Source organism: Micromonospora sp. NPDC005171 (assembly GCF_040608575.1).
Lineage (GTDB): Bacteria > Actinomycetota > Actinomycetes > Mycobacteriales > Micromonosporaceae > Micromonospora.
The window spans coordinates 605438-626639 of sequence record NZ_JBEXIM010000001.1; the positions used below are offsets into that span (position 1 = coordinate 605438).

General features: G+C 69.2%; 21 protein-coding genes and 2 tRNA genes. 10 read left to right on the forward strand and 13 right to left on the reverse strand.

Annotated features, from left to right (window positions below):
- Nucleotides 1-41: 41 nt before the first annotated feature.
- Together ABZU74_RS02825 and ABZU74_RS02830 are read left to right on the forward strand one after the other, a co-directional pair.
- Complete coding sequence (locus ABZU74_RS02825) at nucleotides 42-842, forward strand: MBL fold metallo-hydrolase (protein ID WP_355417661.1); 801 nt, start codon at nucleotides 42-44, stop codon at nucleotides 840-842.
- A gap of 115 nt (nucleotides 843-957) precedes the next feature.
- Nucleotides 958-1266 (forward strand): hypothetical protein, encoded by a 309-nt coding sequence (locus ABZU74_RS02830; RefSeq protein ID WP_355417664.1) that lies wholly within the window; start codon nucleotides 958-960, stop codon nucleotides 1264-1266.
- Between the two features lie 22 nt (nucleotides 1267-1288).
- Here the strand turns inward: ABZU74_RS02830 and ABZU74_RS02835 are convergent, their stop codons facing one another.
- A complete protein-coding gene (locus tag ABZU74_RS02835) occupies nucleotides 1289-2719 on the reverse strand; it encodes an MFS transporter (protein ID WP_355417666.1) in 1431 nt (476 codons plus the stop codon).
- A gap of 128 nt (nucleotides 2720-2847) precedes the next feature.
- On the opposite strand from ABZU74_RS02835, the gene ABZU74_RS02840 reads away from it, so the two are divergent.
- Nucleotides 2848-3315, forward strand: a complete 468-nt coding sequence (locus ABZU74_RS02840; RefSeq protein WP_355417669.1) for a MarR family transcriptional regulator — start codon at nucleotides 2848-2850, stop codon at nucleotides 3313-3315.
- Nucleotides 3316-3533: 218 nt separating this feature from the next.
- Here the strand turns inward: ABZU74_RS02840 and ABZU74_RS02845 are convergent.
- From ABZU74_RS02845 to gyrB, 6 genes are all read right to left on the reverse strand, one after another.
- Nucleotides 3534-3609, reverse strand: a tRNA-Ala gene (locus ABZU74_RS02845).
- Between the two features lie 42 nt (nucleotides 3610-3651).
- Nucleotides 3652-3780, reverse strand: coding sequence for a DLW-39 family protein (locus ABZU74_RS02850; protein WP_209444550.1), 129 nt, complete (start codon nucleotides 3778-3780; stop codon nucleotides 3652-3654).
- Nucleotides 3781-3822: 42 nt separating this feature from the next.
- Nucleotides 3823-3896, reverse strand: a tRNA-Ile gene (locus tag ABZU74_RS02855).
- A 150-nt stretch (nucleotides 3897-4046) separates the two neighbouring features.
- The gene (locus ABZU74_RS02860) at nucleotides 4047-4958 is read right to left on the reverse strand and encodes a DUF3566 domain-containing protein (protein WP_355417672.1); all 912 of its coding nucleotides are present in this window, start codon (nucleotides 4956-4958) and stop codon (nucleotides 4047-4049) included.
- 4 nt (nucleotides 4959-4962) lie between these two features.
- A complete protein-coding gene (gene gyrA, locus ABZU74_RS02865) occupies nucleotides 4963-7485 on the reverse strand; it encodes a DNA gyrase subunit A (RefSeq protein WP_124776802.1) in 2523 nt (840 codons plus the stop codon).
- A gap of 130 nt (nucleotides 7486-7615) precedes the next feature.
- Nucleotides 7616-9562: a DNA topoisomerase (ATP-hydrolyzing) subunit B gene (gene gyrB / locus ABZU74_RS02870; protein ID WP_355417675.1), complete on the reverse strand. Its 1947-nt coding sequence runs from the start codon at nucleotides 9560-9562 to the stop codon at nucleotides 7616-7618.
- Nucleotides 9563-10083: 521 nt separating this feature from the next.
- Here gyrB and ABZU74_RS02875 point away from each other — a divergent pair.
- A complete protein-coding gene (locus tag ABZU74_RS02875; RefSeq protein ID WP_196920372.1) occupies nucleotides 10084-10638 on the forward strand; it encodes a hypothetical protein in 555 nt (184 codons plus the stop codon).
- Here the strand turns inward: ABZU74_RS02875 and ABZU74_RS02880 are convergent.
- Complete coding sequence (locus ABZU74_RS02880) at nucleotides 10623-11111, reverse strand: MarR family transcriptional regulator (RefSeq protein WP_210861593.1); 489 nt, start codon at nucleotides 11109-11111, stop codon at nucleotides 10623-10625. The genes ABZU74_RS02875 and ABZU74_RS02880 overlap by 16 nt on opposite strands.
- Before the next feature lie 125 nt (nucleotides 11112-11236).
- On the opposite strand from ABZU74_RS02880, the gene ABZU74_RS02885 reads away from it, so the two are divergent.
- Nucleotides 11237-11464 (forward strand): hypothetical protein, encoded by a 228-nt coding sequence (locus tag ABZU74_RS02885; protein WP_355417679.1) that lies wholly within the window; start codon nucleotides 11237-11239, stop codon nucleotides 11462-11464.
- Nucleotides 11465-11474: 10 nt separating this feature from the next.
- Here ABZU74_RS02885 and ABZU74_RS02890 read toward each other — a convergent pair whose 3' ends face one another.
- The 5 genes from ABZU74_RS02890 to dnaA all read right to left on the reverse strand — a co-directional run bounded on the left by ABZU74_RS02890 (nucleotide 11475) and on the right by dnaA (nucleotide 17869).
- Nucleotides 11475-12080 (reverse strand): DciA family protein, encoded by a 606-nt coding sequence (locus tag ABZU74_RS02890; RefSeq protein ID WP_355417682.1) that lies wholly within the window; start codon nucleotides 12078-12080, stop codon nucleotides 11475-11477.
- A complete protein-coding gene (gene recF, locus ABZU74_RS02895) occupies nucleotides 12070-13203 on the reverse strand; it encodes a DNA replication/repair protein RecF (protein WP_355417685.1) in 1134 nt (377 codons plus the stop codon). Before recF ends, ABZU74_RS02890 begins: the two co-directional genes overlap by 11 nt.
- Before the next feature lie 16 nt (nucleotides 13204-13219).
- Nucleotides 13220-14092 (reverse strand): phosphogluconate dehydrogenase (NAD(+)-dependent, decarboxylating), encoded by an 873-nt coding sequence (gene gnd / locus ABZU74_RS02900; protein WP_203122499.1) that lies wholly within the window; start codon nucleotides 14090-14092, stop codon nucleotides 13220-13222.
- A gap of 39 nt (nucleotides 14093-14131) precedes the next feature.
- Complete coding sequence (gene dnaN / locus ABZU74_RS02905; RefSeq protein ID WP_355417688.1) at nucleotides 14132-15265, reverse strand: DNA polymerase III subunit beta; 1134 nt, start codon at nucleotides 15263-15265, stop codon at nucleotides 14132-14134.
- Between the two features lie 774 nt (nucleotides 15266-16039).
- Nucleotides 16040-17869, reverse strand: coding sequence for a chromosomal replication initiator protein DnaA (gene dnaA, locus ABZU74_RS02910; RefSeq protein WP_355418239.1), 1830 nt, complete (start codon nucleotides 17867-17869; stop codon nucleotides 16040-16042).
- 626 nt (nucleotides 17870-18495) lie between these two features.
- Here dnaA and rpmH point away from each other — a divergent pair.
- The 5 genes from rpmH (at nucleotide 18496) to ABZU74_RS02935 (ending at nucleotide 21199) form a co-directional block, all read left to right on the forward strand.
- The gene (gene rpmH / locus ABZU74_RS02915; protein WP_007453904.1) at nucleotides 18496-18633 is read left to right on the forward strand and encodes a 50S ribosomal protein L34; all 138 of its coding nucleotides are present in this window, start codon (nucleotides 18496-18498) and stop codon (nucleotides 18631-18633) included.
- A 34-nt stretch (nucleotides 18634-18667) separates the two neighbouring features.
- Complete coding sequence (gene rnpA / locus ABZU74_RS02920; protein ID WP_355417691.1) at nucleotides 18668-19084, forward strand: ribonuclease P protein component; 417 nt, start codon at nucleotides 18668-18670, stop codon at nucleotides 19082-19084.
- Nucleotides 19081-19377, forward strand: coding sequence for a membrane protein insertion efficiency factor YidD (gene yidD, locus ABZU74_RS02925; protein WP_355417694.1), 297 nt, complete (start codon nucleotides 19081-19083; stop codon nucleotides 19375-19377). Before rnpA ends, yidD begins: the two co-directional genes overlap by 4 nt.
- A gap of 2 nt (nucleotides 19378-19379) precedes the next feature.
- Nucleotides 19380-20369, forward strand: a complete 990-nt coding sequence (gene yidC / locus ABZU74_RS02930; RefSeq protein ID WP_355418241.1) for a membrane protein insertase YidC — start codon at nucleotides 19380-19382, stop codon at nucleotides 20367-20369.
- Nucleotides 20370-20581: 212 nt separating this feature from the next.
- Nucleotides 20582-21199 (forward strand): R3H domain-containing nucleic acid-binding protein, encoded by a 618-nt coding sequence (locus tag ABZU74_RS02935; protein WP_355417697.1) that lies wholly within the window; start codon nucleotides 20582-20584, stop codon nucleotides 21197-21199.
- Nucleotides 21200-21202: the final 3 nt, after the last annotated feature.

The following is a 21202-nucleotide window of genomic DNA, read 5'->3' on the forward strand; positions in this document are numbered from 1 at the left end:
GACGGCTCACCGGGGTACCGGAGCCTGAGGAGGTGGGCAGGATGGCGGAGCAACCGCAGGTGACGTTCATCGGTACCGCGACGACTGTGCTGCGGATCGGCGGCTTCACCCTGCTGACCGACCCGAACTTCCTGCACCGGGGTCAGCGGGCGTACCTGGGCAAGGGGTTGTGGTCGCGCCGACGCACGGACCCGGCGCTGCGGATCGCCCAGCTCCCCGAACTGGACGCGGTGGTCCTCTCCCACCTGCACGGCGACCACTTCGACCGGGTGGCCCGTCGGGAACTGGACCGCGAGCTGCCCATCGTCACCACCCCCGAGGCGGAACGCAAGCTGCGCCGCTGGGGCTTCCGGGCCGCCCAGGGCCTGCCGACGTGGTCGTCCCGGGAACTGCACCGCGACGGTACGACGGTGCGGCTGACCTCGATGCCCGGCCAGCACGGCCCGGGGGCACTGGACCTGCTGATGCCCGACGTGATGGGCACGATGATCGACGTGGAACGCTCCGGGCGGCGGGAGTTCCGGCTCTACGTCACCGGCGACACCCTCAACCGGCCGCTACTCACCGCCATCCCCGAACGCTACCCGGACATCGACGCGATGCTGATCCACCTCGGTGGCACGAAGGTCGCCGGCATCCTGCTCACCATGGACGCCCGCCAGGGTGCGGACCTGGTGGAGCTGATCCGTCCACAGCTGACCGTGCCGATCCACTACGACGACTACCCGGTCTTCCGCTCCCCGCTGGCGCACTTCGTCGACGAGGCCCGCCGCCGAGGTTGGGTGAAGCAGGTACGCACCATCGCCCGCGGCGAGACCGCCCCCCTCACGCCACAGTTGTGAGCGTTCGCCGCCCGGGGCTCCATGCCGCCCGCCAGTGTCGTCACCGCTCGTCAGAGCGGAGAGGACCCGGTCGGCTAGCGTCACTGATCCACATCGAAGCAACGTGGAGGCGAGGATGCCCGAACCGACTCGTGCGGTCGCCCTGGCGGCGTTGACCGAGCTGTGGGAGCAGGGATGTCCGATCGCCTCACCCCATGACCGCGATCGCCTCGTCGACATCGGCCTACGCCGCTGGCACAGCTTCCATCGGCGACACTCTCGTATTGGCCAACCTTCACAGGAGGCCAGGATTCGCGACCTGGTGCGCGGGTTGGTCGAGGCAGTCGAGCCCGAACCGGGCCTGGTCGGCCCGCTGGTCAAGGACTACGAGTGCGTCGCCGAAGCGATCGCCAAAGCCGCCACTTCCCCGTTACGGGAGCCGTGAGTGCCGGTGGGCCAGATGCGTGCTACGCCTCCGTGCCCTGCGGGGCGCGGGCGGCTGCGGGCAGGAAGGGTGTGAGCAGGACGGCAAGGGCAATGACCGCCGCGTTGTAGCAGAGCGCCATTCCTGCGGCATCCGGGAAACTCCGGGACTCGAGCAGCGAGAAGAAGACGGCACCGACGAGGGCGACACCGGTGGCCGCACCCAGTTGCAGCACCGCGTTTGTCACCCCGGAGCCAGCGCCGGCGTTGCGCGGCGGAACATCGGCGAGCACGACTGTTGTCACGATGGAGACGCACAGGCCCATGCCCAGACCCATCACCAGGATCGGCGCAGCGAGCTGCCAGAAGGTGACGGTCATGCCCTTGCGGGTGAACATGAGAATGAGCAGGACCATGCCGGCGGCCATGACGGTCAGCCCGATCTGAATGAGCCGGCGGCCATGTGTGGCGGCGAACCGCTGGGCCACGCCTGTGGTGAGGAAGATGCCGACTGGGAAGCCGAGGCCGGTCAGCGCGGTACGCATCGGGCTCCAGCCGTAGCCGGTCAGCAGCGTGTAGTTGAGCACCAGGAACAGCGACGCCAGCGTCGAGAAGACGATCAGCAGCACGATCAGGCCGGCCAGGAACGAGCGCTGCCGCAACAGGTCCGGCGGGACCAGAGCGGAGCCGTCGCGGCTGTCCCGCCGCCGTTCCACCACCCCGAAGGCCCAGAGCAGCGGTACCGCGGCGACCAGCAGCACGATCATGCCGATCGGCCAACCCGCCTCCCGGCCCTGGATCACCGGGTACATCAGGGCGAACGAGGCGAGACTGACCAGCGCGATGCCGGCCACGTCGACGCGCAACGGCGTCTCCGAGCGCGACTCCGGCAGCCACCGCAGCGCGCCGAACAGCGCGAGGATGCAGACCGGCACGTTGACGTAGAAGATCGCCCGCCAGCCCAGGTCGAAGACGCTGTACTCGGTGAACAGCGCCCCGAGGAGCGGCCCGCTGACGTTGGCGAGGCTGAGGGTGGCGCCGTACAGGGCGAACGCCTTGGCCCGTTCGGCGTTCTGGAACAGGATGACCACCACGGACATCACCTGCGGGATCATCAGGCCGGCGGCGACGCCCTGGATCAGGCGTGCGACGGTCAGAACCGGGGCGGTCGTGGCGGCGCCGCAGACGATCGAGGCGGCGATGAACGCCGCAATGCCGATCAGGAAGACCCGACGCCGGCCGTAGATGTCGCCGAGGCGGCCTCCCGGAATAAGGACCAGTGCGAACGTGACCGAGTAGCCGACCAGGATCCACTGTGCAGCGGCGTACCCGGCACCCAGGTCGGCTTGGATCCGCGGCAGGGTGATGCTGACGATCGTGCCGTCGACGAGGTCCATGAAGGCGGCGGTGAGTACGACGGCGAAGGCCAGCCATGGGCGGGTGTCACTCCGCTGGGGCGCGACGTCGGTAGCCATGTCGATCCTCCCGGCTTTTGCTACGGTCGGAACAGAGCTTCTCGCATGGCGATCTGCTCGGTTTTAGATTCTCTCTAAGTCCGAGAATTTATGAGGAGAGATGCCGGGTGTCAACATCCTCGTCACGGATGTCGCTGGTCGCCGATCTGTACCACCTGGAGCGCGCGTCGGCCCAAGCCGCAGTCCTGTTCCACGGCGCCCTCGCCGCGCGGGCAGGCATCACCGTGACCGACATCAGCTGCCTCGGCGTGCTCGACAAGGACGGGCCAATGCCCGCAGGTCGCCTCGCCCGCCAGATCGGCCTCACCCGCGGCGGCGCCATCACCGCAGCGCTGGACCGGCTGGAGCGGGCCGGTTTCCTGCGCCGGCAGCGCGATCCCGGCGATCGGCGGAAAGTGACGATCGAGCTGGTGCGCGGCGAGGCGTACGAGCGTCTGCAACAAACCCTCGACGAGTTCAGCCGCGACTACCTCGCCCTCATCGAGGACTACTCCGACGAGCAGCTGCGTCTCCTTAACGAGTTCTCCCGCCGTTCCACGGCGATCCTCGACCGGCACACCGCCACCCTGCAGGGCGCCGAGCAGCTACCGGCATGACGAAGCGCCCGCCAGTGGCGGGCTCGCGAGACGGGAACATGCTTGACGCTCACGTCCCACCTGACGCCCGAGGTGATCCTCAAAGGGCCGACACCCTGCGGCCACGTCCTGCCGGCGCGGGCTCGTCAGGCTGCAGACATTGATCGACTGCTGGGCGGGGGAGGGGTCGGCGCGACCGCTTGGCTGTACTCGACACCGAGGTCAACCGGGGAAAGTGCTGGTGGAGCCCAGGGGACTCGAACCCCTAACCCCTGCCTTGCAAAGGCAGTGCTCTGCCAGTTGAGCTAGGGCCCCGTGATTGGCCACAGCGACGATCGCTCGTCGCTGGGCCGAACGTCAGCGGAGGTCGGGCGCGGTGGTCGCCTCGTGCCACAGAGCACGCTCGTCGTTCGACGCTTTGATCTTGTTGAACACGACGGCGGCCACACCGACGACGCCAGCCAGAATCAGCAGCTTCTTGAACATGGGGCGACCCCTCGCGCTCGACTACCGTCGGACGACATGCGGTGGGGCTAGATGGAATCGAACCATCGACCTCAGAGTTATCAGCTCTGCGCTCTAACCGACTGAGCTATAGCCCCGCGTTGCGACGAGCAAGATTAACCCATCCGCTCCGCTGGCCCCAAATCGGGGTCCGCGCCTGCGAGCCGGTCCGTCGCCGCCTGCAAAACCTACCTGAGTACGGGACGCCGGAGCGACCGCATTCCGCGGTGCCCCGGCGTCCCGGTCACTCAGTCCCGCTCGGCGAGCGTCAGCTCGATCCCGCCGACCAGGTCGGCGCAGACGTTGTAGACGAACGCGCCCAGGGTGGCCAGCGCGGTGAACAGCACCACGTTGACCAGGCCGATCAGCGCCGAGCTGAGGATCACGCCCTTGGCGGTGATCTGGAAGCCGCTGGTGCTCTGGCCGCCGCCGGCGTTGACGAGGTCACTCAGGCTCTCGTTGACGCTCTGGAACACACCCATCGCATCCAGCGCCAGGTAGAGCACCGAGGTGGCGACCACCACGACGATGAAGAGCACCACCGACACCGCGAAAGCGAACTTCATCACAGACCACGGGTCGATCCGCTTCAGGTTCAGCCGGGCCCGGCGCGGTCCGCGGGAGGCGGCCGAACTGACCGACGTACGCGCCGCACGCACCGCGTCACCGACGCGGGCGGCCCCGACGGCGGACGAGTTGCCGATCCCCGGTGGCAGACCACCACCGCTGGCCGGGCGTCCGGGAGCGGTGGCCCGCCCCGCGTCGGGCTGCGGCTGGGTCATCCCGGGAGTGATCCGCGGCTGGGTGCCGGTGGACCCGGTTGACGTCGCCTGACCGGGCCGGGCACCGATCGGCTGGGTGGTCGCCGGACGGGCCGAGGGCGCCGCCGCCGGACCCGGAGGGCTGGCGGCCGCCGACGTCGACGCCTCGGCGCTGGACGCCTCGGTCTTGTCGCCGGACCCGCCGTCCTCGCCCGGTTGCTCCGGCGGGGGTGTCATGCCGGGAGCCCTGGTGAACTTCGGGGCAGGCGCGTCGGCGGGGACCGTCGCCCGGCCCACGGCCGCGCGGCCGGTCGCTGGTGTGCCGCCCTTGGCGGCCTCCTCGTCGACCGGTTTGGCCGAGGTCCCCGTGTTCCCCGACTTCGCCTGTGTCTCCGTCATTCAACTAGTCCTGTTCGTCAGGCTCGTCGGCATTGCGAGCAATCGCCACGATAGTCACGCCGTCCGGGAGGTCCATCAGCTTGACCCCCATTGTGTTCCGGTCACGCGTACGGCGTACAGGCTTCACCGGAGTCCGAATGACACCACCGTTGCTGGTGATCGCGAACAGCTCGTCGTCCGGGTCGATCACCACCGCGCCAACCAGACCACCGCGCCGTTCGGTGATCTTCGCAGTCAACACGCCCTTACCTCCCCGGCCCTGCACCGGGTATTCCTCGATCGGGGTGCGCTTCGCGTATCCCCCGTTCGTGGCCACCAGAACGTCCAAACCTTCCCGCACGACTTCCATGGCGAGCAGGACGTCGTCGTCCGTGAAGCGCATGCCGATCACGCCCGAGGTGGCCCGGCCCATCGGCCGCAGCGCCTCGTCCGAGGCGTTGAACCGGATCGCCTGTGCCTTCTTCGAGACCAGCAGCAGGTCGTTCTCCGGCGCAACCAGCGCAGCACCGACCAGCTCGTCCTCATCGCGCAGGTTGATCGCGATGATGCCGCCGGAACGGTTGGAGTCGAACTCCTCGAGCCGCGTCTTCTTCACCAGGCCGTTCTTCGTGGCCAGTACCAGATAGGGGGCTACCTGGTAGTTCGGGATCTCAATGATCTGCGCTATCTGCTCGTCGGGTAGGAAGGCGAGCAGATTGGCCACGTGTTGGCCCTTGGCTACCCTACTGGCCTCCGGCAACTCGTACGCCTTGGCCCGGTAGACACGGCCCTTGTTTGTGAAGAACAAGATCCAGTCGTGGGTCGAGCAGACGAAGAAGTGACTGACGATGTCGTCCTGCCGCAGCGTGGCGCCACTGACGCCCTTACCGCCGCGCCGCTGCGAGCGGTACAGATCGACCTTGGTCCGCTTGGCGTACCCGGTGCGGGTGATCGTGACGACCACGTCCTCGCGCGCGATGAGGTCCTCCATCGAGACCTCGCCGTCGAACGGGATGATCTGCGTCCGGCGGTCGTCGCCCCACTTGGCGACGATCTCGCCCAGCTCCTCCGAGACGATCTTCCGCTGCCGCTCGGGCTTGGCGAGGATGTCCTTGAGGTCGGCGATCTCGATTTCGAGCTTGGCCAGGTCGTCGACGATCCGCTGCCGCTCCAACGCGGCGAGCCGGCGCAGCTGCATGTCCAGGATCGCGGTCGCCTGGATCTCGTCGATCTCCAGCAGCCGGATCAGGCCCTGCCGGGCGTCGTCCACGGTCGGCGAGCGCCGGATCAGGGCGATCACCTCGTCCAGCGCGTCCAGCGCCTTGCCCAGGCCGCGCAGGATGTGCGCCCGCTCCTCGGCCTTGCGCAGTCGGAACGCGGTCCGCCGACGGATGACGTCGATCTGGTGCTCGACGTAGTAGCGGATGAACTGGGCCAGGTTGAGCGTGCGCGGCACCCCGTCGACCAGGGCCAGCATGTTGGCGCCGAAGGTCTCCTGGAGCTGGGTGTGCTTGTAGAGGTTGTTCAGCACGACCTTGGCGACCGCGTCGCGCTTGAGCACCAGCACGATCCGCATGCCGGTACGACCGGAGGACTCGTCGCGGATGTCGGCGATCCCGGCGAGCTTGCCCTCCTTGATCAGCTCGGCGATCCGCTCGGCGAGGTTGTCCGGGTTGACCTGGTAGGGCAGCTCGCTGACGACCAGGCAGGGGCGACCCCGCTTGTCCTCCTCGACCTCCACCACGGCACGCATCCGGATCGAGCCACGACCGGTGCGGTACGCATCCTGGATCGCGGTGGTGCCGACGATCAGGCCGTGGGTCGGGAAGTCCGGGCCCTTGACGATGCCGAGCAGGGCTTCGAGGGTGGTCTCCTCGTCCTCCTCCGGGTGCTCCAGGCACCACTGCACCGCCGCGCCGATCTCCCGCAGGTTGTGCGGCGGGATCTTGGTGGCCATGCCGACCGCGATGCCCTCGGAGCCGTTCACCAGCAGGTTGGGGATCCGCGACGGCAGGATGGTGGGCTCCTTGGCCCGGCCGTCGTAGTTGTCCTGCAGGTCGACGGTGTCCTCGTCGATGTCCCGCAGCATCTCCATGGCGAGGGGGTCGAGCTTGCACTCGGTGTATCGCATGGCCGCGGCCGGGTCGTTGCCCGGCGAGCCGAAGTTGCCGTTGCCGTCGACCAGCGGGTAGCGCAGCGACCAGGGCTGCGCCATCCGGACCAGCGCGTCGTAGATCGCCGAGTCGCCGTGCGGGTGGAACTGACCCATCACGTCACCGACGACGCGGGAACACTTCACGTAGCCGCGGTCCGGCCGGTAGCCGGAGTCGAACATCGCGTAGAGGATCTTGCGGTGGACCGGCTTGAGGCCGTCCCGGACGTCCGGCAGCGCGCGACCGACGATGACGCTCATCGCGTAGTCGAGGTAGGAGCGCTGCATCTCCACCTCGAGCCCGACCGGTTCGATCCGGTCGTGCGCGACCACCGCGGCGATGGCCTCGGCGGGGACCTCGGGCTCGTTCGGTGTGGACTCGGGAGAATCGGTCACTGTATACCCTTATCAGACTCAAAGTCGTTTTCGTGCTGTGGATAACGGCTGTGGATACCGGCCAAGCTGTGGATAACTCTGTGGACCGCCGGATCGGCCGGGCAGAGCCCGGCCGATCCGGCGCCGTCCGTCAGATATCCAGGAACCGCACGTCCTTGGCGTTGCGCTGGATGAACGACCGGCGCGCCTCGACGTCCTCACCCATCAGCACACTGAACAACTCGTCGGCGGTCGCCGCGTCGTCGAGAGTGACCTGACGCAGGGTACGCGTCGCCGGGTTCATAGTGGTTTCCCACAGCTCGGGATAGTTCATCTCGCCGAGGCCCTTGAAGCGCTGGATGTCGTCCGGCTTGGCGTTCGGCTTCTTCTGCTGGCGCAGCAGGATCAGCCCATCCCGCTCGCGGTCGGAGTACGCGTACTGGGCGTCGTCGCCCTTCTTGTTCCACTTGATCTTGTAGAGCGGCGGGGCGGCCAGGTAGACGTGCCCCATCTCGACAAGCGGACGCATGAAGCGGAACAGCAGGGTGAGCAGCAGCGTCTGGATGTGCTGGCCGTCGACGTCCGCGTCGGCCATCAGCACCACCTTGTGGTAGCGCAGCTTCTCCATGTCGAAGTCGTCGTGGATGCCGGTGCCCAGCGCGGTGATCAGCGCCTGGACCTCGTTGTTCTTCAGCACCCGGTCGATCCGGGCCTTCTCCACGTTGAGGATCTTGCCGCGGATCGGCAGGATCGCCTGGGTCCGCGGGTCGCGGCCCTGCTTCGCCGAGCCGCCCGCCGAGTCACCCTCGACGATGAACACCTCGGACTCGCGGGGGTCGGTCGACTGGCAGTCGGCCAGCTTGCCCGGCATCGAGCCGGACTCCAGCAGCGACTTGCGGCGGGCCAGCTTGCGCGCCTGCTGCGCGGCGATCCGGGCCCGGGCCGCCTGGGAGGCCTTCGTGATGATCATCTTGGCCTCGGCCGGGTTGCGGTCGAACCAGTCGACCAGCCGGTCGTTGCAGACCCGCTGCACGAAGCTCTTCACCGGGGTGTTGCCCAGCTTGGTCTTCGTCTGGCCTTCGAACTGCGGGTTGGCCAGCTTGACCGAGATGATCGCCGCGAGCCCTTCGCGGATGTCCTCGCCGGAGAGCTTCTCGTCGCCCTTGAGCAGCTTCTTGTCGGTGCCGTACCGGTTGACAACGCTGGTCAGCGCGGACCGGAAGCCCTCCTCGTGGGTGCCGCCCTCGTGGGTGTTGATCGTGTTGGCGAAGGTGTAGACCGACTCGCCGTACGACTCGTTCCACTGCATGGCGATCTCGAGCGACATGCCCTCCTCTTCGGCCTCGAACTCGACCACTGTCTTGTGGATTGGGCTCTTCGAGGCGTTGAGGTGCCGGACGAAGTCCGCGATGCCGCCCTCGTAGTAGAAGGTGACCTCGCGCTGCCGGCCGTCCTCCTCCTCGGCCACCCGCTCGTCGAGCAGGTGGATGCGGAGGGCGCGGTTGAGGAAGGCCATCTCTTGCAGGCGCCGGTAGATGGTCTGGAAGTCGAAGTCGACGGTCTCGAAGACGTCCGGGTCGGGCCAGAAGGAGACCGCCGAGCCGGTGCGGTCGGTGGCCTCGCCCTTCTCCAGCGGGCTCGGCTTGGAGTTGGTGTAGTGCTGCCGCCACACGGAGCCGGACTTGTGGATCTCGACGAACATCTTGGTCGAGAGCGCGTTCACCACTGACACACCGACACCGTGCAGACCGCCGGAGACCGCGTACGCCTTGCCGTCGAACTTGCCACCCGCGTGCAGGATGGTCAACGCGACCTCGACACCCGGCTTCTTGAGCTTCGGGTGGAGGTCGACCGGGAAACCACGGCCGTTGTCGGTGACCTGGACGCCGCCGTCGGCGAGCAGCACCACGTCGATGGTGTCGCAGTATCCGGCCAGCGCCTCGTCGACCGCGTTGTCGACGACCTCCCAGACGAGGTGGTGCAGACCGCGCTCGCCGGTGGACCCGATGTACATACCGGGCCGCTTGCGAACCGCCTCCAGCCCCTCGAGAACGGTGATCGACTCTGCGCCGTACTCCTGCTTGTCCTGCGCTGCCACCCTCGGCCACTTTCTCGCGTCAGCCGCGCCGGTAGGGCGCGTCGGGCGCGGGTTCGGCGGACAGGACGCGACGTCGGCGCGTGGACCGACGCCGGAGACCTCCGGACAGCGGGTCGAACGCGCCGGTCGCCGCGGTTGCCCGCGGATCGCGATCGGCTCGACCCGACGTGGAGAATGAATCCGGGGCCACCGGCCCCGTCCCACTCCCGCACCGGGTCTTCGTCTCGCTGTCAATCCTACTGTGCGCGGGGGACAGAACCACCACTCGGCACCCTCAGAGAGCCTGCTGAGATGTCCGTAGCCGGCAGAACCCCATCGCCTGCGACTCCCCCCACACGCCAGGGTCCGATCGCACGCGCCGCCGCCGGACGGGTTGACCCGCGGTCGGGCGGGTCGGGGGTCGCGGCCGAAGCGTCCGTGCCGTACGTTTGCGGCGCCCCGGAACCAGCCTTGATCTTTACCGGTTGGAACCGGGACGATCGACCCGATCGACCCGACACGTGCTCTTTAAGAGGTGACAGATGGGGCTGGACAACGTCGCGGTGCACTGGCCGCGGACCGGCCGCTTCTACGATCCGGTCGCGCCGGCCGAGTTCGTCGACTTCGGCGAGATCGTCGACCTGCCGCGCATCTCCGCGCCGACAGCGGCGCTGGCCGAGCTGATCGCGAAGACCGGCACCATCCGGGCGACCGCCTACACCGAGTTGGTGGATCTCCTGCTCGGCCTCGAAGGTGTGTTGTACGCCACAGACGCCGCCGCCGAGGACGAGGACCCGGTGATCGACCCGGACGGCTGCTCCTGGATCGCGAGCGGCATCGAGCGGTTCGTGGCCGCGCACCGCGCGAACGGCGAGGCGGTCACCTTCGAGTCGGTGAGCACAGTGCTGCGCTCCCTGCTCGGCGACGGGCGGTTGGCCGAGCAGCAGCTGCGCTGGCTGGAGAGCCGACTCGACGCTCTGCGCGACGAGCGCGGAGACCCGCCGCAGTGGAACTTCACCTGCGCCGAGCTGGGCGTGCTGGCCGCGTTCTACCGGCGCTGCGCCGAGCGCGGCTTCGCCGTCTACGCCGACGCCTGAGCCGCCGCGTCCGTCTCCGGGCCGGCCGGCCGGTTGGCGGCTGAGATCAGCTGTGTGAGCACCGCGTGCAGGTGTTGCAGGTCCTCGACGGGCAGCCCGAGCCGCTGCACGATCGCGGCCGGGATCAGTTCGGCCTGACTCCGCAGCGCGGCGCCGCTGGCGGTGAGGGTGACGGCGAGGCTGCGCTCGTCGCTCGGGTCGCGTTCCCGGCGCAGGTAGCCGGCCGCCTCAAGGCGCTTGAGCAGGGGTGACAGCGTGCCCGGGTCGAGCTGGAGCAGGCGACTGAGGTCGCGGCCGGACAACGGCGCGTGCTGCCAGAGCGCCAACATCACCAGGTACTGCGGGTGGGTCAGCCCCATCGGCTCCAGCAACGGCCGGTAGACGGCCACCACGCTGCGCGCGGCGACCGAGAGCGCGAAGCAGACCTGCTGCTCCAGGGCCAGCGGGTCGACGCCGTCGGGTCGTTCGCTCATCGGTTGCCCTCTCTCCGCACGATGATTATCGTACCGATCATTGGTACACCAACCATTGGTGCCCCAAAGGTCTGCTCGTGCGACGGGCGAGAACCGGCGAGGCGACGCGGGGAAGAGGACGGCAGATGAGCGAGGACGGCGCGGTCACCAGGGCACCGGGCGAGGGCGGCCGATTGATGCGGTGGGCCTTCCGGCACCTCGCCGGCCCGGCCGAGGGTGTGCAGGGCGCGGTACAGGGCGGCTCGGCCGTGGCCCGTGAGGCGTGGAAACGCGACCTGGCCGAGCGCAAACGCTTCACCCGGGAGCAGCGGGAACGCAAGCGGGCCGCCCGCGAGGCCGACCGGCGCGGCTGAGCAACGCAGCTCAGCCGTACGTGTCGCGCGGGCCCCGGCCGCGGACCCGGCGTGGGCCCTTCCCCCAGGAGGGCGCGGCCGGGCCGTGAATGTGCAGCTTGCGCACCACGTTGTGACCGACCTCGCTGGCGATCTGCTTCAGCAGCGAGCCGGCGAGCAGCCGCAGCTGGGTGGCCCAGGCGGTCGAACGCGCCTCCACTGTCAACTCGCCGTTCTCCAACTTCACCGGGCGACTGTTCTGCGCGACCTCCGCGCCGACGACCCGCTCCCAGGCGCCGAACACTGTTGCCTCGGCCGCCGGCTGCTGCCAGCCGCGCGCCTTCACCAGCCGGTTCAGCACCGCGCCGAGCGGCTGCGGATCGCGCGGGTCGGGGCCGGGCCCGGAATAGCCGCGCAACCGCCGCCCCGAGCCGGCAGCGGCGTCGCCGCCGCCGGGGGTACGCCGGGCGCGGGCGGCCGCCTGCCGTCGGGACAGCGCCGCGTCGAGCACCGCCCGGGCCAGCTCCGGCCCGCTGGCGGCCGCCGCCGGCTCACCGCCCGCCGCCTCCGTTTTGGGAGTACGCGCAGCCGGGTCGCCGCCTGCCGCTGGCCGATCGGTGCCTGGCTTATCCGACACGGCGTACCGTCCCTTCGCCGACCTGGTAGCGGGTGCCGCGCAGGGCGGCCGGCACGTCGTCGTCCACCGCGCAGGTGACCAGCAGCTGACTCGCCCCGCCGACCAGCTCCGCCAACCGCTCCCGGCGACCGGTGTCCAACTCCGCGAAGACGTCGTCGAGCACCAGCACCGGCTCGATGCCGTCGGCGCGCAACAGGTCGTACCCGGCCAGGCGCAGCGCGAGGGCGAACGACCACGACTCGCCGTGGCTGGCGTACCCCTTGGCGGGCAGCGGGCCGAGACTCAGGGCCAACTCGTCGCGGTGCGGGCCGACCAGTGTGGTGCCCCGCTCGATCTCGGCGGAGCGGGACGCGGCCAGGGCCGCCGTCAGCGCCTCGGCCAGCGCGGCCCGGTCGGTGGTCGGCTCGGCCAGCTCGATCGACGGTCGGTAGGTGATGCTCGCCGCACCCCGACCGGCGGCCACCGCGTCATACGCCTTCGCCACGTGCGGGGTGAGCGCGGACACCAACTCCAGGCGACCAGCGAGCAGCTCCGCGCCGTGCTGGGCCAGATGGGTGTCCCAGACCGCTAGGGTGCCGAGGTCGCCACCCCGGGACCCACCAGTCTTGCGGGCCAGGTACGCGGTGCGCAGCAGTGCGTTGCGCTGCTTGACGACCCGCTCGTAGTCGGCCCGCACGCCCGCGTACCGAGGCTGCCGGTTGACCAGCAGGTCGTCCAGGTAGCGGCGGCGTTCGGCCGGGTCGCCCCGAACCAGCTCAAGATCCTCCGGGGCGAAGAGCACCAGCCGGAGCGCCCCGAGCACGTCCCGGGCCCGCCGCGCCGGTGAGCGGCCCAGTCGGGCCCGGTTGGCCTTGCCGGGCACGATCTCCAACTCGACCAGGAGTTCGCGGCCGTCGTGCACCACCGCACAGCGGATCACCGCGGACGTGGCGCCCATCCGGACCAGCGGAGCGTCCGTGGCGACCCGGTGTGAGTCCAGGGTCGCCACGTAGCCCAGCGCCTCGACGAGATTGGTCTTGCCGACGCCGTTGGCGCCGATCAGGACGTTCGCGCCCGGCTGGAGGTCGACGGCCACCCGCTCGTACGAGCGGAAGTCGACCAGTTCCAGCCGGTGAACGTACACAGGTTGTGGATACCGCTCAGCGCTTGTGGACGGCGTGGCCACCGAACTGCTGACGCAGCGCGGAGACGGCCTTCATGGCGGGTGAGTCGTCCTGCCGCGAGGCGAACCGGGCGAACAGCGAAGCGGTGATGACGTTCAGCGGCACGGCCAGCCGGACCGCCTCGTCAACAGTCCACCGGCCCTCGCCGGTGTCCTCCGTGTAGCCGCTCAGGTCGGCCAGCTCCGGGTCCTCGTCGAGCGCCCGGTCCAGCAGGTCAAGCAGCCAGGAACGGACGACGGTGCCCTCCCGCCAGGACTTGATGACGCCCGGCACGTTTGTCACCAGCTCCGAGGCGGCCATCAGCTCGTAGCCCTCGGCGTAGGCGTGCATCAGGCCGTACTCGATGCCGTTGTGCACCATCTTCGAGTAGTGCCCGGCACCGACCGGACCGGCGTGCACGAAGCCGAACTCGCCCTCCGGCTTGAGCGCGTTGAAGATCGGCATCAGGCGGTCCACGTGCTCCTGGGCGCCGCCGACCATCAGCCCGTAGCCGTTCTGCCGGCCCCAGACGCCGCCGGAGACCCCGACGTCCAGGTAGCCGATGCCCCGCTGGTTGAGCCGCTCGGCGCGGGGAGCGTCGTCGCTGAAGCGTGAGTTGCCGCCGTCGATGATGATGTCGCCCTCGCCGAGCACCTCGGCGAGCTCGTCGATCGTGGCATCGGTGACACCGGCGGGCACCATGACCCAGACCGCGCGCGGCGACTCAAGCTTCTCCGCCAGGCCGGCAAGGGTCGTGACGTCGCTGATCTGCGCGTTGTGGTCGAAGCCGACCACCTCGTGCCCGGCCGAACGCAACCGCTCCCGCATGTTGCCGCCCATACGGCCGAGTCCTACCAGGCCGAGCTGCATGTGTTTCTACCTCCGTGGATCTGGTGTTGCTGGGCGCGATCAGCGCGAGACGCGGATCGGCATGATGAGGTACCGGTACCCCGGAATGACCTCGCCATCCTCGCCAGCGGGAGAGATCACCGCGGGCTTGAAGGCGTCGACGAACGAGAGCACGGCCGTCTGGGCGCCCAGGTTTGCCAGACCGTCGATGAGGTACTGCGGGTTGAAGCCGATGGTCAGCGCATCACCGGTGAAGGTGGCCTCCATCGCCTCGCTGGCACGCGCCTCCTCGGAACCGCCGGCCTCGACCACCAGGCCGTCGGCGCTGAAGCTGAGCAGCACCGGGGTGGTCCGTTCGGCGACCAGCGCGACCCGCTTGACCACCTCGATCAGCGTGCTGACCGACACCCGGGCCGCGGCGTTGTGGGTGGCCGGGAAGAGGGACCGAACCGGCGGATAGTTGGCGCCGTCGAGCAGTCGGCTGGTGGTGCGGCGGGTGCCGCCGGCGAGACCGACCATGCCCTCGCCCGCAGCGCCCTGGGCGAGGGCGAGGGTGACCTCGCCGCCCAGCGGGCCGAGGGCCTTGGCGGTGTCGTTCAGGGTGCGGGCCGGCACCAGGGCGTTGATGCTCACCTCGGGGTCGTCCGGCCGCCACTGGATCTCGCGCAGGGCCAACCGGTAACGGTCGGTGGCGAGCATCGACAGCGTGTTGCCGGACAGCTCGACCCGGACACCGGTCATCATCGGCAGCGTCTCGTCGCGACCGGCCGCGATGGCCACCTGGGACACCGCTGTGGCGAACGCGGCGGCGTCGACAGTGCCGGCGCTCTGCGGCATCTCGGGCAGCGCTGGGTAATCCTCCACCGGCATGGTGGGCAGGGTGAACCGGGCGCTGCCGCAGACCAACTCGAGGTGCGCGCCGACCGCGGCGATGTCGACCGGCTTCGCCGGCAACGCCTTGGTGATCTCAGCGAGCAGGCGGCCGGAGACGAGCGCGGCGCCGTCGGCGTCGCCCTGCACCTCGACGGTCACCTGGCTGGAGACCTCGTAGTCGAACCCGGAGACCCGCAGGTTGCCGTCGGTGACGCGGAGCATCACCCCGGCGAGCACCGGTACGGATGGCCGGTTGGGCAGGCTCTTCGCGGTCCACGCCACAGCCTCGGCGAGCGCGTCGCGCTCCACTCGGAACTTCATCAATGCCTCCGCGTCGACGTCAGCGACAACTCTCTCATGCCGACCGCTGCCTACCGTCCCGCCCGACCGTGCGGGTACCCATCGCACCTTAGGGCGCGGGGGTATCGGCTGTGCGCCCGACCCCATGGATCGTGTCGATGCTGACCGGCTGATCCGACAGCGTTCGGCCCGATCCACAGAAAGCCCAACGGTGATGATTGGTTTTTGTTCTCTTAGAAGAGATAACTCATCGTCTTCATCGCACCTGTGCAAACTGTGGAAAACCGAGGTCTGCGCAGCTCAGACAGGTTATCCACCGGTGATTTAGCTGTGGAGAACCGGGGGTACAACTGCCTTGTGTGTCCACAGCCCGGCGACGGCGGCCGGTTGTCCACCGTTGTCCACCGGTTGTCCACCGGTAATCCACCGACTTTCTCCCCAAGCCTGTGGATCGCGGGGAAGATCACCATTGCCGTCATCCCCAGAACCTTCAACAGCCCGTACACAGGTTGATGATGATCGGTGGATAACCCGACCGTCGTCCCCAGGCGTCCACAGCCTCGTACACAGGGTTTCTCCACAGCCTGTGGGTAACTGGCGGAGGACGGACCGTAGTTATCCACCGACGGTGGATAACAAGCTGTGGACAACGAGTGGGGATCGAGGCGGTCACGGCCTCAATCCTGTGGTCTCCACCATGTCGAGAGTCCAGCTGACAGACCAAAAAGAACGCCCGACCGGAGATCCGGCCGGGCGTGTCCCGGGCTGTGCGCCGCCGTACGGCGGTCGTACCCCTCAGCTGTTCTGCTTGATCCGGTTGGTCAGCTCGGCGATCTGGTTGTACAGCGAGCGGCGCTCCGCCATCTGCTGACGAATCTTGCGGTCGGCGTGCATCACAGTGGTGTGGTCCCGGCCGCCGAACGCCTGCCCGATCCGGGGCAGCGACAGCTCGGTCAACTCCCGACACAGGTACATGGCCACCTGGCGGGCGTTCACCAGCACCCGGGACCTGGACTGGCCGCGCAGGTCCTCCAGGCTCACCCCGAAGTAGTCAGCGGTCGAAGCCATGATCTGGTCGGCGTTGATCTCCGGGCCGGCGCCGTCGGGCATAAAGTCCCGAAGCACCTCCTCGGCCAGCGACAGCTCGACCGTCGACCGGGTCAGGCTGGCGAACGCGGTCACCCGGATCAGCGCGCCCTCCAGCTCCCGGATCGAGTTCGACACCCGGGAGGCGATGAACTCCAACACGTCCGGCGGGGCGTACATCCGCTCCTGCGCCGCCTTCTTCTGCAGGATCGCGATCCGGGTCTCCAGATCCGGTGGCTGGATGTCGGCCAGCAGCCCCCACTCGAACCGGGTTCGCATCCGGTCCTCCAGGGTGGCCAGCTGTCGCGGCGACCGGTCAGAGGTGATCACGATCTGCTTGTTGGCGTTGTGCAGGGTGTTGAAGGTGTGGAAGAACTCCTCCTGGGTGCGCTCGCGGTTCTCCAGGAACTGGATGTCGTCGATCAACAGGATGTCGACGTCGCGGTAGCGCCGCTGGAACGCGCTGGTCTTGTCGTCCCGGAGCGAGTTGATGAAGTCGTTCGTGAATTCCTCGGTCGAGACGTACCGGACCGAGCGGGCGTTGCCGAGCGTCGTGGCGTAGTGCCCGATGGCGTGCAACAGGTGCGTCTTGCCCAGCCCGGAGTGCCCGTAGATGAACAGCGGGTTGTACGCCTTGGCCGGCGACTCCGCCACCGCGACGCTCGCCGCGTGGGCGAAGCGGTTGGACGAGCCGATGACGAACGTCTCAAACATGTACTTCGGGTTGAGCCGGTTACCGCCGGTGTCGGCGCCGGGCAGCCGGCGATCGTCGCGGCCACCGGCCCGATGGTCCACCGCGCTGCGACCCGGGCCGCTGTCCGTTCCGCTGTCCCGGGGGAGCGAGCGGATCACGTGCTGGTCGCGCGGTGACGCCGAGTCGTCCCGGTAGCGGGGCTCGTAGGGCCGGGTGTCCGGACCGGGCGGGTCCAGGCGGGCGGCCTGCTCGTCGTAACCGCGCCGGTCCGGGCCCGGTCGGGGCGACCGCAGGGGCTCCGCGAAGGAGGCGCTGAACAACGCCTCCTGCCCGTCCCTGCTGGCGGGAATGAGTCCCGAGCGATGCCCGTCCACGGGTGCCGCGAGCGGCGGACCCGCCGGTGCGGGCGGCGGACCAGGATCGGGCGTACGCGGTGCGGGTGACTGCTCGGGGATCAGCGCGTCGGCCGACGGTCGCGCACCCTGGTCGTCGTCGAACGGCGCGACGCTGGGGCCGTCGATGTCGAGCGGCCCGGGCTCCGGGGCGCTGCGGTAGACGGTGCCGGCCGGTCGACCGGTGGCGTCCTCGGCCACCCGGACGGTGACCGCGACCTGGATCGGTCGGCCGAGCCGGCGGGTGAGCGCCTCGGTGATCGCCGGGCGCAGCCGTGACTCGATCACGTCGCGGGTGAACGCGTCCGGGACGGAGAGCAGTGCGGTGTCCTCGACGATCGCTCGCAGCCGGGTCAGTCGGAGATAGGCACGCTGCTGGGCGGAGATGATCTCGTCGGCGAGCTCGTCGGTCGCCGCTAACCACACTGCGGCAAGGTCGGTCGTACCGGCCACCGTCGTGCCACCCCCTCGCTTCTGCTCCCGGCCGCCGCTGTCTGCCAGCCGGCCGTCCCGGGCCCGCCGGGTTCGCGGGTGGAACAACACCCACCCGGACGGTCGACCGGTGGTCATCCACAAGTTATCCACAGCCTGTGTACCGACCGATTGTGGCCGCCGCCGGACGCGGGTGGGACCTGCCCCTGCCTGAACGGGCGCTGAAGCGGGTTCACCGTGCCGAACGATTCACTGCCTTGTCCGGTCTTGCCTGCGCGACGACCGGAGCTTCCGACGCTCACCGCAATCGGGCACGGTAACAGCGTTGTCCCTGCGCCATCAACCGGCGACGCGGCAGCGCCCTTGTCGGCATCAGCGAAAACCGCCCTACGGCCTCGGGCGCGTCCCGTTGTCCGCTGCTCGGGGTGTTTGACGGTCATTGCCCCCCTGCGTAGGCTGGAACGGTTGCTTTCTCGCCCTCTGCTAGGGTGATGGGTGCTTGCTGTCCGCGGTCGCATCCCCCGCACCGTCGAGGTCCCGCTCCGCCGGACAGCACCGATCGTGGGCCACCCCCGAGGTGGCCTGGACCACCACACGACCCCGGCGATCCCGTCGCGCGGGGCGCGTACGAAAACGGAGAGCCTGACGTGAGCAAGCGCACCTACCAGCCGAACAACCGCCGGCGCGCGAAGACCCACGGCTTCCGGCTGCGCATGCGCACCCGTGCCGGCCGTGCCATCCTGTCGAGCCGTCGCGCCAAGGGTCGCACCACCCTGTCGGCCTGAGCCGACCGGGCCGGTCCAGGGGACGTGGGCAGTCATGCTGGCCGCCGCACAGCGACTGCGGCGCAGCACTGACTTCGCCGCAGCGGTTCGCGGTGGCCGACGCGCCGGACGTGGCGCCGTCGTGGTCCATCTGGCCGTGCCGGTGACCGTCGACCCCAACGCACCGACCTCGCCGGAGCCGGTACGGGACAACAGTGCGGAGCAGTCGTCCGCGCCGTCCCGTGCCGGCTTCGTCGTGTCCAAGGCGGTCGGCAACGCGGTGACCCGTAACCGGGTCCGGCGTCGACTGCGGGCGCTGGTCCGGGAACGGTTGACCGACCTGCCCGCCGGCAGCACCCTGGTCGTCCGGGCGCTCCCCGCCGCGGCGCAGGCGTCGTACCCTCGGCTCGCCACCGACCTGGACGCCGCCATCGCGGTCGCCCGGTCGCCCCGCGAGCGGCGGTCCCGATGAGCGGCACCGAGCAGAGCAGCCCACGCCCGTCGACAACCGGTGCCAAGGTGCTGATCGCGCCCATCATCGCGTACCGTCGGTGGATAAGTCCGGCACTGCCGGCTCGCTGTCGGTTCTACCCGTCGTGCAGCGCGTACGCCCAGGAGGCGGTCGCCCGGCACGGCGCGCTCCGGGGAGCCGTGCTGGCGGTCCGGCGGTTGTTGCGCTGCCACCCCTTTCACCCTGGTGGACATGACCCGGTGCCGGAGCCGGGCGGCCGCCGACGTGCTGATGTGACTGGAGCCCCGAATTGAGTCTGAGTCTCGACTGGATCTACTACGCGATTTCGTGGATCCTGCTGACCTGGCACTCTGCCTGGGACGCCATCGGGGTGCCCGTCGACGCGGTGCTCGGCACCAACTTCGCCTGGATCCTGTCCATCATCTTCCTGGTGGTCACCGTCCGGGTGATCCTGTTCCCGGTCTTCGTCAAGCAGATCAAGTCGCAGCGGGCGATGCAGGCGCTCCAGCCCAAGGTCAAGGAGCTTCAGGAGAAGCACAAGGGTGACCGGGAGACGCTCCAGAAAGAAATGATGGAGCTCTACAAGAAGGAGAAGGCCAACCCGCTGATGGGTTGCCTTCCGATGTTCCTTCAGATCCCGGTCTTCCTGGGCCTCTTCCACGTGCTGCGCCGGCTCGATCCGGACAAGGGGAACAAGACCCTCTACGGCTGGACCGTCGACCAGTTCCAGAGCGCCTCGCAGGCGAAGCTCTTCACCGCCCCGATCGCCGGCAAGTTCGGCTCCACGGCCGACGAGCTGGCCAGCCTCGGCGCCAACGGCAGCACGGTGAAGATCATCGCTGGTGTCCTGGTGCTGGTCATGATCGCGACCACCTACCTGACCAGCCGTCAGATGATCCTCAAGACCGGCTGGGCCGAGGACCCGCAGCAGCGGATGATCCAGCGACTGATGCTGTACGGCATCCCCGCGTCGCTGCTGATCTCCGGCGCGATCTTCCCGATCGGTGTCATCATCTACTGGGTCACCAACAACCTCTTCACCCTCGGCCAGCAGCAGTGGGTGCTGCGGAAGTTCCCGCCGCCGGTGACCGCCAAGAAGGCAGTCGCCCCCGCCGCCACCCGCAACCCGGTGCAGCCCGCCAAGTCCGGCGGCCTGTTCGGTCGTGGCAAGGCGGCCCCGCCGGCGCCGGTCAAGGCCACCGCGCCGAAGGTGGCCGGGCCGAAGCCGGGCGCCAAGCCGATGAACAACCCGAAGAAGAACCGCCCCGCCAAACGGCAGGGCTGACCCGCGAGGGCCGCCGTCGGACCACCGGCGGCGGCCCGTTCCGCACCGCGCAGCCGCCGTACGGCCGGCGCCGGGTGGAACCGACCGCGCACCGCGCGGCCACGGGCGACACTGCCCGTACAGACGTGCCCGTGGGCACCGGCGACCTCCCGCCGGCCCCGGGAAACCAGTCGGACCCGACGGTCCGGCCGAGCGAGTACGGAGATGAGACCGTGACCGAGACCAGCATCCCCCGCGCCGAGCAGTCCCTGGACGAGGAGGAGACCGCCACGCTCGCGGTGGACGGCGACGACACCGACGCCGACGACACCGAGGCGGACGACGACACCGACACCGCCGCTGGCACCCGGGCGAAGAAGGCTGTGGGCGAGGGCGACCTGTTCCGGCAGAGCGAGATCGCCGCCGACTACGTCGAGGGCCTGCTCGACATCCTCGACTACGACGGCGACATCGACGAGCTGGTCGCCGCCGGCCGTCCGATGGTCGAGGTGGTCGGCGAGCGGCTGCAGAACCTGGTCGGTCAGCGCGGGGCCACCCTGGAGGCGCTCCAGGAGCTGACCCGCCTCGCCGTCTTCCGGCAGACCGGCACGCCGAGCCGTCTGCTGCTCGACGTCGGTGGCTACCGGGCGAACCGCCGCAAGGAACTCGCCGCGGTCGCCAAGAACGCTGTCGAGAAGGTCAAGGAGTACGGGGAGCCGGTCCGGCTGGAGGCGATGTCCGCGTTCGAGCGCAAGTGCGTGCACGACGTCGTCAACGCCATGTCCGGTGTGGCGAGCGAGTCCGAGGGTGTGGAGCCGAACCGGCGCATCGTCGTACGGCCGGCGGACTGACCG